General features: G+C 59.7%; 9 protein-coding genes. 6 read left to right on the top strand and 3 right to left on the bottom strand.

All coding sequences use genetic code 11. The annotated features are described in order from the left end of the window. The first annotated feature begins 12 nt into the window (after nucleotides 1-12). Both AB7M22_RS10920 and AB7M22_RS10915 read left to right on the top strand, forming a co-directional pair. Nucleotides 13-3,204, top strand: coding sequence for an efflux RND transporter permease subunit (locus AB7M22_RS10920; RefSeq protein ID WP_454186276.1), 3,192 nt, complete (start codon nucleotides 13-15; stop codon nucleotides 3,202-3,204). Continuing rightward, nucleotides 3,201-4,622, top strand: coding sequence for an efflux transporter outer membrane subunit (locus AB7M22_RS10915; protein ID WP_427624561.1), 1,422 nt, complete (start codon nucleotides 3,201-3,203; stop codon nucleotides 4,620-4,622). Before AB7M22_RS10920 ends, AB7M22_RS10915 begins: the two co-directional genes overlap by 4 nt. Nucleotides 4,623-4,823: 201 nt before the next feature. Here AB7M22_RS10915 and AB7M22_RS10910 read toward each other — a convergent pair whose 3' ends face one another. Genes AB7M22_RS10910 through AB7M22_RS10900 form a run of 3 tightly spaced genes read right to left on the bottom strand, consistent with a single transcriptional unit; the run spans nucleotide 4,824 to nucleotide 8,131 of the window. Beyond that, nucleotides 4,824-5,789, bottom strand: coding sequence for an HlyD family efflux transporter periplasmic adaptor subunit (locus AB7M22_RS10910; RefSeq protein ID WP_454186275.1), 966 nt, complete (start codon nucleotides 5,787-5,789; stop codon nucleotides 4,824-4,826). Between the two features lie 4 nt (nucleotides 5,790-5,793). Then, nucleotides 5,794-5,994 carry a DUF1656 domain-containing protein gene (locus tag AB7M22_RS10905; protein ID WP_007905582.1) on the bottom strand — a complete coding sequence of 67 codons (201 nt, stop codon included), beginning with the start codon at nucleotides 5,992-5,994 and terminating at the stop codon, nucleotides 5,794-5,796. After that, nucleotides 5,984-8,131 carry an FUSC family protein gene (locus AB7M22_RS10900; RefSeq protein WP_454186274.1) on the bottom strand — a complete coding sequence of 716 codons (2,148 nt, stop codon included), beginning with the start codon at nucleotides 8,129-8,131 and terminating at the stop codon, nucleotides 5,984-5,986. Before AB7M22_RS10900 ends, AB7M22_RS10905 begins: the two co-directional genes overlap by 11 nt. 210 nt (nucleotides 8,132-8,341) lie before the next feature. Between AB7M22_RS10900 and AB7M22_RS10895 the strand changes: the two genes are divergently transcribed. The 4 genes from AB7M22_RS10895 to AB7M22_RS10880 all read left to right on the top strand — a co-directional run bounded on the left by AB7M22_RS10895 (nucleotide 8,342) and on the right by AB7M22_RS10880 (nucleotide 13,676). Continuing rightward, entirely contained in the window at nucleotides 8,342-9,241 is a 900-nt protein-coding gene (locus AB7M22_RS10895) for a bestrophin family protein (RefSeq protein WP_454186273.1), read from the top strand. 76 nt (nucleotides 9,242-9,317) lie between these two features. Continuing rightward, nucleotides 9,318-10,373, top strand: a complete 1,056-nt coding sequence (locus AB7M22_RS10890) for a tetratricopeptide repeat protein (protein WP_454186272.1) — start codon at nucleotides 9,318-9,320, stop codon at nucleotides 10,371-10,373. 133 nt (nucleotides 10,374-10,506) lie between these two features. After that, complete coding sequence (locus AB7M22_RS10885) at nucleotides 10,507-12,009, top strand: ATPase domain-containing protein (protein WP_454186271.1); 1,503 nt, start codon at nucleotides 10,507-10,509, stop codon at nucleotides 12,007-12,009. Between the two features lie 5 nt (nucleotides 12,010-12,014). After that, nucleotides 12,015-13,676, top strand: coding sequence for an ATP-binding protein (locus tag AB7M22_RS10880; protein ID WP_454188787.1), 1,662 nt, complete (start codon nucleotides 12,015-12,017; stop codon nucleotides 13,674-13,676). The last annotated feature ends 14 nt before the right edge of the window (nucleotides 13,677-13,690 follow it).

Below are 13,690 nucleotides of genomic sequence, written 5' to 3'. Positions count from 1 at the left end.
GGGATCTCTACGATGAATTTTTCCCAATTCTTCATTTCACGGCCGATCTTCGCAGCGGTGCTATCGCTGCTGATCCTGATCGCCGGCGCCATCTCGCTGTTCCAGTTGCCGATCAGCGAATACCCGGAAGTCGTGCCGCCGACCGTTGTGGTCCGTGCCAACTTCCCGGGCGCCAACCCTAAAGTCATCGGTGAAACCGTGGCCGCTCCGTTGGAGCAAGCCATCACCGGCGTCGAGAACATGCTGTACATGTCCTCGCAGTCCACCGCCGACGGCAAGATCACCCTGACCATCACCTTTGCGCTGGGTACCGACCTGGACAACGCGCAGGTGCAGGTTCAGAACCGCGTGACCCGGACCGAGCCCAAGCTTCCCGAGGAAGTGACGCGCATCGGTATCACCGTCGACAAGGCCTCGCCCGACCTGACCATGGTTGTGCACTTGACCTCGCCGGACAAACGCTACGACATGCTCTACCTGTCCAACTACGCCTTGCTCAACATCAAGGATGAGCTGGCGCGTCTGGGCGGTGTCGGTGATGTGCAGCTGTTCGGTATGGGCGATTACTCGCTGCGGGTATGGCTCGATCCGAACAAAACCGCTTCGCGCAACCTGACCGCGACTGATGTGGTCACCGCGATTCGAGAGCAAAACCGTCAAGTGGCGGCCGGTGCCCTGGGTGCTCCGCCTGCACCGAATGCCACGGCGTTCCAGCTGTCGGTCAACACGCAAGGCCGTCTGGTTTCCGAGGAAGAGTTCGAGAACATCATCATTCGCTCCGGCGAAAATGGTGAAATCACTCGCCTTAAAGACATTGCTCGCGTCGAACTCGGCTCCAGCCAGTACGCCCTGCGCTCCTTGCTCGACAACCAGCCGGCGGTGGCGATCCCGATCTTCCAGCGCCCTGGTTCCAACGCGATCCAGATCTCCAACGACGTTCGGGAGAAAATGGCCGAGCTGAAGAAGAACTTCCCGGAAGGCATGGACTTCAGCATCGTCTATGACCCGACGATCTTCGTGCGCGGTTCCATCGAGGCGGTGGTTCACACCCTCTTCGAAGCGCTGATCCTCGTTGTACTCGTGGTGATCCTGTTCCTGCAAACCTGGCGTGCCTCGATCATCCCGTTGGTGGCGGTGCCGGTTTCGCTGATCGGTACGTTTGCCGTGATGCACCTGTTCGGCTTCTCGTTGAACGCCCTGTCGCTGTTCGGACTGGTACTGGCCATCGGTATCGTGGTCGACGATGCGATTGTGGTGGTGGAGAACGTCGAGCGAAACATCGGGCTCGGATTAACCCCTGTAGAAGCCACCAAGCGTGCGATGCGTGAAGTGACCGGCCCGATCATCGCGACGGCGCTGGTGTTGTGCGCGGTGTTTATCCCGGCTGCGTTCATCTCCGGCTTGACCGGGCAGTTCTATAAACAGTTCGCCCTGACGATTGCGATTTCGACAGTGATCTCGGCCTTCAACTCACTGACCTTGTCGCCGGCGCTGGCCGCCGTGTTGCTCAAAAGTCATGACGCGCCGAAGGACCGTTTCTCCAAGGTTCTGGACAAGATCTTCGGTGGCTGGTTGTTCCGTCCGTTCAACCGCTTCTTTGACAAGGCCAGCCACGGTTATGTCGGCACTGTAGGCCGGGTTATCCGCAGCAGCGGTATCGCCCTGCTGCTGTACGCCGGCCTGATGGTGTTGACGTTCTTCGGTTTCGCCAACACGCCGACCGGTTTCGTACCCGGCCAGGATAAGCAATACCTGGTGGCCTTCGCGCAACTGCCGGATGCCGCGAGCCTGGACCGTACCGAAGACGTGATCAAGCGCATGTCCGACCTGGCCCTGAAACAGCCTGGCGTGGAAAGCGCGGTGGCCTTCCCGGGTCTGTCGATCAACGGGTTCACCAACAGCCCTAACTCCGGCATCGTGTTCGTCACCCTGAAGCCTTTCGACGAGCGCAAGGATCCGAGCATGTCCGCCGGTGCGATTGCCGGTGCATTGAACGGCCAGTACGCCGGGATTCAGGAAGCCTACATGGCGATCTTCCCGCCGCCGCCGGTACAAGGCTTGGGCACCATTGGCGGTTTCCGCCTGCAGATCGAAGACCGGGGCAACCTGGGCTATGACGAGCTGTACAAAGAAACCATGAACATCATTACCAAAAGCCACAGCGTGCCGGAACTGGCCGGCCTGTTCACCAGCTACACCGTGAACGTGCCGCAGGTCGATGCCGCCATCGACCGGGAAAAAGCCAAGACCCACGGCGTGGCCGTCAGCGACATCTTCGACACCCTGCAGATCTATCTGGGCTCGCTGTATGCCAACGACTTCAACCGCTTCGGTCGCACCTATCAGGTCAACGTTCAGGCTGAGCAGCAGTTCCGTCTCGAATCGGACCAGATCGGTCAGCTGAAAGTGCGTAACAACCGGGGCGAGATGATTCCGCTGGCGACCTTCATCAAGGTCAGCGACACCTCGGGGCCGGACCGCGTGATGCACTACAACGGCTTCATCACCGCTGAAATCAACGGTGCCGCAGCCCCCGGCTACAGCTCCGGCCAGGCCGAGAAAGCCATCGAGAAACTGCTCAAGGACGAATTGCCCAACGGCATGACCTACGAGTGGACCGACCTGACCTACCAGCAGATCCTGTCCGGCAACACGGCGCTGTTCGTGTTCCCGCTCTGCGTACTGCTGGCGTTCCTGGTACTCGCGGCTCAATACGAAAGCTGGAGCCTGCCACTGGCGGTGATCCTGATCGTACCGATGACCCTGCTGTCGGCCATTACCGGTGTGATTACCTCGGGCGGTGACAACAACATCTTCACCCAGATCGGCCTGATCGTACTGGTGGGACTTGCGTGTAAGAACGCGATTCTGATCGTCGAGTTTGCCAAGGACAAACAGGAAGAAGGCCTCGGCCCGCTGGCGGCGGTGCTGGAAGCTTGCCGTCTGCGTCTGCGGCCGATCCTGATGACCTCCTTCGCGTTCATCATGGGTGTGGTGCCTCTGGTTTTCTCCAGCGGTGCCGGTGCTGAAATGCGTCATGCCATGGGTGTGGCGGTGTTCTCCGGGATGCTCGGGGTGACCTTCTTCGGTCTGTTGCTGACGCCGGTGTTCTACGTACTGATTCGCAACTTTGTGGAGCGCGGTGAAGCGCGCAAAGCGGCCAAGGCGCTGAAATTGGAAAAGCAACTGGAGGCGCAACAATGAGCCTGAAAGCCTTCCTGCCGAGCCTTCTGGTGCTGGCCCTGAGTGCCTGCGCCGTTGGCCCGGACTACAAAACCCCAGCGACGGAGGCGGCCAACATCACGGCCGCCACCGATGGCAGCGCCGGTCAGAAGAACTTCGACCGCGCCCGTTTCGAAGGCATCTGGTGGCAGCAGTTCGACGATCCGACCCTCAACCAGTTGGTGACGCAATCCTTGCAAGGCAACCGCGATTTGCGCGTGGCCTTCGCTCGCTGGAAAGCGGCCCGGGCGATTCGCGATGACGCCAGCAATGACGCCATGCCGACCATCACCAGCCGCGCGAGCAGTGATCTGGCCAAAGGACAGATTCCCGGCCAGACCACTAAACGCGTCAGCAGTGAACGCTATGACCTGGGCCTGGACATGGCCTGGGAACTGGACTTGTTCGGTCGCATCCAGCGCAACCTGGAATCCAGCGACGCTGAACAGCAAGCCGCCGAAGCCGATCTTTACCAACTGCAAGTCACCATGATTGCCGAACTGGTGGATGCCTATGGCCAACTGCGCGGAGCACAACTGCGAGAAAAGATCGCCCTGGCCAACCTGAACAACCAGCAGGAATCGCGCAAGATCACCGAAAGCCTGCGTGATGCCGGTGTCGGCGATCAGCTGGACGTGGTTCGCGCCGATGCACGCCTGGCCTCTGTCGAAGCCAGCGTGCCGCAACTGCAGGCCGAACAGGTGCGTCAGCGCAACCGCATCGCCACCCTGCTGGGTGAGCGTCCGGACAAGCTGACCGTCGACCTGAGTCCAAAAGACTTGCCGGCGATCGCCAAGGCACTGCCCATCGGTGATCCGGGCGAACTGCTGCAACGGCGTCCGGACATCCGCAGCGCCGAACGCCAACTGGCGGCCGCCACCGCCCGTATCGGCGTGGCCAAGGCTGATTTGTTCCCACGGGTCAGCCTCAGCGGCTTCCTCGGTTTCACCGCCGGGCGCGGATCGCAGATCGGTTCCTCGGCGGCCAACGCCTGGGCACTGGGCCCAAGCATTACCTGGGCGGCGTTCGATCTGGGCAGTGTGCGGGCCCGTTTGCGCGGCGCCGATGCTGAAGCCGAAGGCGCCCTGGCGACCTACGAGCAGCAAGTGCTGCTGGCGCTTGAAGAGTCGGAAAACGCCTTCAGCGATTACGGCAAACGTCAGCAGCGCCTGATCTCGCTGATTCGTCAAAGCGAATCAAGCCGCGCCGCTGCCGATCTCGCCGACATTCGCTACCGCGAAGGCACCGTGGACTTCCTAGTGCTGCTCGATGCCCAGCGTGAGCGCCTGGCAGCGGAAGACACCCAGGCCCAGGCCGAAGTCGATTTGTATCGCGGCATTGTCGCGATCTACAAAGCCCTTGGCGGCGGCTGGCAGCCAGAGACGGTCGCTAGCAAGTAACGTTTTAAAGAGCTCCTTTGGTTGGCCGCAACCAACCAATTCCTTTGCCCCGCGCCCCATTCGGTCGCGGGGCTTTTTTTTGCCGGTCTTTAATTCAACACATATCCCTGTAGGAGCGAGGCTTGCCCGCGAAGAATGCACTGCGGTTTTTCAGGTATTACGCGTCATCGCTCTTCGCGGGCAAGCCTCGCTCCTACAGGGTTAGTGGGTTGCCTTGTTATCTCGGTGTTCTTCCACTGTCACGGTGGCCGTGGTCCCGGCACGCAGGCGGTTTTTGGCGACATAGTCGGCGTCGATCTGAATCCGCACCGGCACCCGTTGCGCCAGCTTCACCCAGGTGTAACTGGGGTTTATGTTGGCCAGCAGGCGACTGCCGGGGGAGTTCTCGCGGTCGGCGATAGCAAAAGCGATGCTCTGCACGGTGCCGCCGAAGGTCTCGCCACTCATCAACTCGACCTTTACCCGGTCGCCCTCCTCGATTCGTGGCAGTTTTGTTTCTTCAAAGTAGCCGCTGATATAAAACGAGTCGCTGTCCACCAGTGCCAATAACGCCCCTCCAGCAGTGGCGTAATCTCCCTGACGAGTCAGCAGGTTGGTTACATAACCACTGACAGGCGCTACGACCCGTGTGCGCTGCAAGTCCAGTTCGGCTTGGGTCAATGCGGCGATCGCCAGCTGCACATTGGCTTGTGCCAGGCCCAGATTCGCCTGATTGCGCAACAGCTCCGCCTGCGCCACTGCCACTTCGGTACTGGATTTTTCCCATTCTTCGCCGGAGATCGCGAAACCCTGTTTGAGGGTTCGACGGCGACGCTCTTCGCTTTGGCGCTGCCTGAGCAGCGCTTCGCTGGAGACAATCGTCGCTTCGGATTGGCCCAGCGTGGCTTTTGCGACTTCCACCGCACGCTTGGCATGCTCCACCGCCAGCGTATAACGCGCCGGGTCGATCTCCAGCAGCAACTGGCCTTTCGTAACATGCTGGTTGTCTTGAACGCTCAGGCTGACGATGCGCCCCGAGACATCGGCGGACAATGTCACCACATCGGCGCGAACCCGCGCATCCCGAGTCCAGGGTGCGCGGGTGTAATGTTCCCAGGCGAACCAGCCGAGCACGAAAGCCAGCAATACCAGCGCCACAGTCACGAGTCGGGCAAGGATCTTCTTCAAGGCATCAAGCTCCCATCACCAGAATCAGCGTCGCGCAAACACACGCGTACAACGCGCCTTCGAACAAGGCTTCATGCCAGACAAAACGCAGCACGCCAAAGCGACGCAAGACCCAGTCCAGCAGCAGGAAAATCGGCAGGGCCAGCAGTAACGCCTGGGCAATCGGCGGCAAGTAGACGCCACCCAATTCAAAATCAATGGGCAAGGGCTGGCTCTCCTTCCGTTTGGGCGGGTTGAAAGTATTTGCGATGTCGCTCCAGAAACGACACCACGATCAACAACGCCACGCGCATCCTGAATACCGACCACAGGTGTTCATGAACGTCTAAATGCAAGTCGTCCATTTCATCGCCCAAGACACGCAAGTTTGCGAGCAACTGCTCAAGGTCAATCCCGGGCCGCCCAGAGATCAATCGTCCTGTCTCACGCACGGCAGCCAGCAAACGGTTTTGCTGTTCTGTACTCAGCAACGTGTTGCTTTGCCCCTGTTGCCTGAGCTGATTCAAGGCCACACCCAGTGCCATGCACCCAAGGCTGACTTCGAACAGCTCGCTGGAGTGCTTGTCGTTGGTCGCCGGCAATAGTCCCAGCATCATGGTCAGGCGATCGACCATACGGCTTTCAAACGTAAATTGCTGTTCATCGGTGGCCGGCGTCTTCAGCAAAGCGTAAACCTGCTCGCAGTTTTCATTGAACAGCCGGCGTATCCGCAAAACTGGCCTGAACGGGAAGATCAAGGCGTAGACACTGAGCGCCAGCGCGGAGGCGCTGACATACGCACCGGCAAATTCGAACCACTGAATAGCACTGTTTTGGCCGATTTCGGTGTTTTGCGGACCCAGCAACAGAATGGTCGTCAGCCCAAGACCAATGCCTGTACCCGTGGTTGACGGACTGGCCAGCCCCACCGCAACGGCATACAGCAATGGGGCAAGCAACAAGGCGAGTAACTCGAAGTCACTGATCATCGGTATCAGCATGAACAGATAGAGCGCTGACACCACCAAAGCCAGACCCTGCCCCCTGGCAAAGCTTTGCGCGGCCAGCAACGGGCGCGGAAAAGTCGCCATCAGCGAACAGAGAATCCCCACCACAATCATCCCGCCACGGGCTCCGTCCCAAGCGGTCTCGATCCAGATCAGACCGGCCACCAGCAACGCGGCAAATGCCCGGATTGCATTCATTGCCGCCAAAGTGAAGTCCAAATGCAGTGGATTTTCCTGGCCACGGAACACGCAACTGGCTTCACGCCCTTCCTGAATCGCGTCGCTCAGTTCCAGAATCTGCGCCAGTTGCTCCAGCATCCGTGCCTGCTCCCAGCGCAGTGCCCAGGCCAATGAGCGCAGCGTGGCAGGCATCGTCTCGGTGAGTTGTTCGGCCTTGTAGGCCTGGTCATCGAAACGCTGTTGCAGTGCGGCGAAATGGTGCCGCGCCTCGGTCGACAGTGAACGCCCTTGCAGGGCCAACTCATCGAGAAACGCCAGTTCTTCGGCGCGCAAACGCTGTATATCTTCCGGCAACGCGCCTTCCCAGCGTTCAGTGAGCAGTAGCCTCTGGTGACGCAGGGCCGTCAACCGCGAAGTCAGCAGCACCAGTTGATTACCAAGCAACTGCACCAGACTATTGGCGCTGCGCAACCGTGGCGCATCGTAATATAAATGCCGACGTACCCCCTCCAGAGCACTGATTGCGCCGAGCAGTTGCATTTGCCGCCGATGGAAATCGGCCTCGCTTTCTTCGGTTCGGATGACGGCAGCAGCGTGGGTCGCGAGCAGCTTGATAACCTGGTCGATCTTGGCGAAGTAATCCCGCGCAACAGCTTCCGGCCGCGCCGTGAAAAGGCTGACCACGCACACGCAAGCCACCGCCAACAGCGTCTCGGTCACACGAGTGACAGCCAGCAGGAACGTGCCGTCCTGATCGGGCACCGCCAGCAGCGCCACGACCACCGCCGTATACCCGCTCAGAACAAATGCCTGGGAACTGGTGTAGCGCAACAAGGTGCCGCCGGCGGTACAGAATGCCAACCACAAGGCCAGGGTTAGGATGAAAGGCAGGGGCGCCTGGGGAAAGATCGCCATGATCAACACCGCCACGACTGCTCCGAGCGTAGTGCCGATGACCTGGCCGAAACTTCGGGCCAAGGCCATGCCGCCCAATGGCTGGCTGACGATGACCACCGCCATGATCGACCACTTGGGCTGTTCAAGGTCGAACAGGAAGGCCAGATACAATGTCAGCAGTCCGGCCACAATGGTCCTCAGGGCGAACAGCAGCACCTCTCGTCCGGGGTTGAGTATCGCCTTGAAATATTGAAGCAGTGGTTGCATGAGAGCGCTCATTGAGTCATCTCCAGCAAGCGTAGTCATTGCTTCAGTGCCTCGACAGGTTTCGGTGTCGACAAAACCTGTAGGTAAATTCACCGATGAATACGCTTACCTTGATAGAGCCTGTCGATTAGCTCGTCAGCCATAGCAATTGGACGGCCCTTCCTCCGCCCCTTAGGCTGACACTGCTGCGAAAGCGCCACTCTCTATATAAAGTTGCTGCCCATGATTGTGCGTCCCAAGCCGAATCTGATCGGCATGCTGTTTTCCCTTAAAGGCTCGATTGCCAAGCGTATTGCCTTGCGCAGTCTATTGGTAACCCTGCTCGCGTCGGTCATTGTGTTGGTGGAGACTTGGCACCCGGCCTATTTTTCCAAGGTCAATGCCACCCCCTTCACCCTGCTGGGCTTGGCGCTGTCGATCTTCATGAGCTTTCGCAACAACGCTTGCTACGACCGCTGGTGGGAGGGTCGCAAGCAACTGGGGCAACTGATCATCGAAGTACGCTCGTTGATTCGCGAAACCCAAGGATTGATGGCGGCGGCCGAACGTGAACTTCTGCTGCGTGAACTCTGCGGCTTCGCCCATGGCTTGATCGCCCGCCTGCGCTTTGAAAACGAGATGAGCGCGATCAAACCGTGGACGCAAGAAGCGGTAGACGCAAAGCACCCGAACATCACCGACGCACTTTTGCAGCGAATCGGCGCTCGGTGTTCAGCGCTGGCCGGGCGCGACCAGATCAGTGAATGGCGCTATACCCAACTGGAAACCCGACTGGTCAGCCTCAGCCAGGTCCAGGCCAGTTGTGAGCGAATCAAAAGCACGCCATTGCCCTTCCCTTACACCCTGTTGCTGCACCGCACCATTTATCTGTTCTGCATCCTGTTGCCATTTGCCATGGCCGAACCCCTTGGCTGGCTGACACCGGTGATCACCGCCATTGTCAGCTACACCTTTTTTGGTCTCGACGAAATCGGCGACGATCTGGAAGACCCGTTCGGCTTCGATGAGAACGATCTGCCTTGCAATGCGATTGTGCGCATGCTGGAGCGCGAAGTGCTGGCAGCACTGGGGCAAACCGCGTTGCCACCCGCCCTTGAGCCCGTCGACTACGTGTTGAACTAAGCTTGGGTTTGACTCACAGCCCGGCCTGACCGAAGCTGGTGGCTTTGCAAAAGCCTGCCAGCTCCCGGATTCCTGCATGCCTCAGTCCCGCCGCTACTTGCTCATCAGCCTCTGTGTATTGTTTGCCCTCGTCCTCGCCTGGTTTTTCCTGCGTAGCACGACGCCTGTGGTGCCGGCGGCGATCAAACATGGCTACAGCGAAGCACTGGCCCAGGCACGCACGGGTCAACCGGGCGCGGCGCGGGTGCTTTATCAGCAATTGGGTCGTCCTGACCTGTCGACCAAGCGCCGTGTCTGGCTGCATGCCGAACTGCCCAACTACCCAAGTCCGCAAGCCCTGAAGCTGGCGGATGCGGACCTGCAACATCCATCGGCGGATGTGCGCATCGCAGCGATCAAAAGCATCAATGGGTTGGTGCCCAGTGGGCAGCGCAGCCTGTTGCTGGGGCCTTTGCTCGATGACAGCGATCCGAGCGTCCGGTTTGCGGCGGTCAATGCCTTGCTGGGCCTGACGCCGGATGAACTGGGGTTGTACTTCGGCCCCTTGGAGCAAGCCATCGATGCCTGGGAGCAACTCCTCAAGGGTCAGCCGGAAAGCGCCGAAACCCAGTACCAACTGGCGCGCCTGCACTTGCACAATGCCGAGCTGAAGGAAGCGCAGCAGGCCTTGGAGCGCACGTTACAACTGGAGCCCGGTAACCTGCCGGCCCTGGTGATGCAGATCGAAGTGCTGGATAAACAGGGCCAAAGCGATGCCGCCAGGCAATTGTTGGCGAAACAGTTAAAGGCGCAGCCTGACTCGGCCTACCTGCAACATGCGCTGGGGCTTTGGTTGCTGCATCACGGGCAAAGTGAATTCGCCCTGCTCGGCCTGTCCAAAGCCGTGGAGCTTGAGCCGGACAACAAGGATTACCGCTACGACCTGGCCACCACGCTGCATGGTGAGCAGGAGTTGGAAGCGGCGCAGAACCAGCTGCAGGAAATCGTCCAGCGCCACCCGGCCGATCGCAAGGCGCGCGTGCTGCTGATCAACTATTGGAAGGAAAGCGGACAGCTGCAGAACGTGCAGATCCTGCTGGCACAGCTGGAGCAGCTCAATCCGGATGATCCGGCGTTGCAGCAAGGGCTTTAAAAGATCGCCTCTGCTACAAATCAGAGCAATAAAAGGTGAACCGCCGTCTCGGCGAAAGGTCAAGTGATCAGGCAGTCCACTCAGGCGCTTGCAGCCTGCTGCCTCGCTTCCCCTAGTCATGAGAGGGCATTTCTTGTCTACGTCTAACGAGTTGATCAGTGCAAAAGCCGCCACCGGCATTGAAGGTCTGGATGACATCCTGGCCGGTGGATTGTCCCGCGGCCACGTGTTCTTGCTGGAGGGTGAACCCGGAACCGGCAAAACCACCGTCGCTTTGCATTTTCTGTTGGCTGGCGCCCGTGCCGGCGAGCGCTCGTTGTACATCACCCTGTCGGAAACCGAGCGCGAGCTACGCCAAGGGGCGTTGTCCCACGGCTGGGAGCTGGATGAGAACATCCACATCTTCGAGCTGACGCCGCCGGAAAGCCTGCTCAATGCCGAGCAACAGCAGAGTCTGCTGTATTCCTCGGACCTGGAGCTGGGCGAAGCCACCAAACAGATTTTCGAGGCGGTCGAACGGGTCAAGCCGACCCGCGTAGTGGTCGACAGCCTGTCCGAAATCCGCCTGTTGGCTCAAAGCTCTTTGCGCTACCGCCGACAGATTCTGGCCATCAAGCATTACTTCGTGCGCTACGAGGCCACGGTACTGCTGCTGGATGACCTGACCACCGAAGCCCTCGACAAAACCGTGCACAGTGTGGCCCACGGGGTGATTCGCCTCGAAGAATTGACGCCCAATTACGGCGCCGAACGCCGGCGCATTCGCGTGGTGAAGTATCGCGGTCAGAAGTACCGGGGTGGTTTCCATGACTTCACCATCATGGGTGACGGCGTGCATGTGTTCCCGCGCCTGGTGGCGGCCGAACATCGCGGCCGTTATATCCGCCAGCAATTGACCAGTGGCATCCCGGAAATGGATGCCCTGCTCGGTGGCGGGATCGAGACGGGCTCAAGCACCCTGATCCTCGGTCCGGCCGGGACCGGCAAATCGCTGATCTCGATGGTCTTCGCCGCTGCAGCGGTGGCCCGTGGCGAAAAAGCCGCGTTGTTCATCTTCGATGAAGAACTGGGGCTGCTGTTCGAGCGGATGAAAAACATCGGCATCGACCTGAAGGCTCTGGAAGACACCGGCAACCTGCTGATCGAGCAAGTGGATGCCGCCGAGTTGTCCCCGGGCGAATTCTCCTACCGGGTTCGTCGTTGTGTTGATGAACGCAATATCAAAACCGTGGTGATCGACAGTATCAACGGCTATCAGGCGGCGATGCCCGAGGAAAATGCGCTGGTGCTGCACATGCACGAGTTGCTGCTGTACCTCAATCGCCAAGGCGCCGCGACATTCATGACCGTCGCCCAACATGGGCTGGTCGGTGACATGCAGGCCCCCGTCGACATTACCTATCTGGCCGACACCGTCATCCTGTTGCGCTACTTCGAAGCCCTGGGCAAGGTTCGCCGGGCAATCTCGATCATCAAGAAACGTACCGGCAGCCACGAATCGACCATCCGCGAATACCGCATCAGCAGCCTGGGCATGACCATCGGTGAACCACTGGATGCATTTCAGGGTGTATTGCGTGGGGTGCCAACTTACCTGGGCGCGAGCACGCCGTTGCTTGAGGAAGACGTCCAGTGACGGCCATGGAGGCGATGTCCGAGCGTGCGATCATTCTTGCGCCGTTGGGACGCGACAGCCAGATCGCGCTGATGATGCTCAACGAGGCAGGGGTCGACGGGGTCATCACCCGGGATCTGGGCGCGTTGTGCAATGAGCTGTCGCTAGGTGCCGGCCTGCTGGTGATTGCTTCCGAGGCTTTATTGGGCGCCGACCTTGAACCGCTGCTGGGTCAGATCGAACAGCAACCGGCGTGGTCGGATCTGCCGATCGTACTGCTGACCCACCACGGTGGCCCCGAGCAAAACCCTGCGTCGCGACTCGGTTTGCTACTGGGCAACGTGACCTTTCTCGAGCGGCCGTTTCATCCGGTCACGCTGATCAGCCTGGTCACCACCGCCTTGCGCGGGCGACGACGGCAGTATGAAGCCAGGGACCGGTTGATTGATCTGAGCCAAAGCGAACTGCGCCTGCAAAATACCCTGGAAACCCTCGAGCAACAGGTCGAGGAACGCACCGCGCAATTGCGCCACAACGAAGAGGTTCTCAGGCAGTCGCAGAAAATGGAAGCGGTCGGCCAACTCACCGGCGGTATTGCCCACGACTTCAACAACATGCTGACCGGCATCATCGGCAGCCTGGAGCTGCTGCGTCGTCGCCTGGCCCGGGGACGCACCGAAGACCTGGACAGTTTGATCGATCTTGGGGTGACCTCAGCCAACCGCGCCGCGGGCCTGACGCATCGTCTGCTGGCGTTCTCTCGGCGTCAGTCGCTGGATTCAAAACCCGTGCAGATGAACACTCTTGTGGTGTCCATGGGTGAACTGTTACAGCGCAGCATCAACGAAAGCATTCACCTGGAAATGCAGCTGGACGAGCAACTGTGGGTGGCCGAGGCCGACCCCAACCAACTCGAAAGCGCCCTGCTCAACCTGGTGCTCAACGCCCGGGATGCCATGCCCGACGGCGGAAAGCTGCTGGTCAAAACCTCCAATCAGCATCTGGATACGGGGTTCACCGAGGCACACAGCAATCTGCAACCGGGCGATTACATCGTCCTGAGCGTCACCGATACCGGTTACGGCATGCCGCAAAGCACCATCAACCGGGCCTTCGATCCATTTTTCACAACCAAACCCATCGGCCAGGGCACGGGCCTGGGGTTGTCGATGATTTACGGTTTCAGCAAACAGTCCGGCGGACACGTCAGCATTCACAGTGAAGTCGGAAAAGGCACCACGGTCAGTCTGTTTCTGCCGCGTTTCAGCGGAGAACTGCTCCAGGACACCCGAGTCGATACCCAACACGCTCCTTACGCCCGGGACGGCGAAACCGTGCTGATCGTCGAGGACGATCCCGCCGTGCGAGTCCTGGTCAGCGCCGTATTGAGTGAATTGGGCTACGCCTTCGTTGAAGCGGGCGACGCCGACAGCGCCGTGCCGATTCTCGACTCCGGCCAGCGAATCGACCTGTTGATCAGCGACGTGGGGCTGCCGGGCATGAACGGCCGGCAACTGGCGGAAATCGGCCGGCAGTATCGGCCTGACCTCAAGGTATTGTTCATCACCGGGTATGCCGAACACGCCGCCGTGCGAGGTGGCTTTCTTGACCCTGGCATGCAGATGATCACCAAGCCGTTCACCTTCGATTTGTTGACGGAGAAGGTGCGGGAGATGATTGCGCAATAGTTTCGAAGCAGAAA

It is taken from the genome of Pseudomonas sp. ADAK2 TE3594, from assembly GCF_053628675.1.
This window is presented reverse-complemented; position numbering and strand designations above follow the sequence as displayed.

Coding starts and splice junctions, on each gene's coding strand:
- AB7M22_RS10920 (WP_454186276.1), top strand. CDS start 13: ATGAATTTTTCCCAATTCTTCATTTCACGGCCGATCTTCGCAGCGGTG.
- AB7M22_RS10915 (WP_427624561.1), top strand. CDS start 3,201: ATGAGCCTGAAAGCCTTCCTGCCGAGCCTTCTGGTGCTGGCCCTGAGT.
- AB7M22_RS10900 (WP_454186274.1), bottom strand. CDS start 8,131: ATGAGCGCTCTCATGCAACCACTGCTTCAATATTTCAAGGCGATACTC.
- AB7M22_RS10895 (WP_454186273.1), top strand. CDS start 8,342: ATGATTGTGCGTCCCAAGCCGAATCTGATCGGCATGCTGTTTTCCCTT.
- AB7M22_RS10890 (WP_454186272.1), top strand. CDS start 9,318: ATGCCTCAGTCCCGCCGCTACTTGCTCATCAGCCTCTGTGTATTGTTT.
- AB7M22_RS10880 (WP_454188787.1), top strand. CDS start 12,015: ATGGAGGCGATGTCCGAGCGTGCGATCATTCTTGCGCCGTTGGGACGC.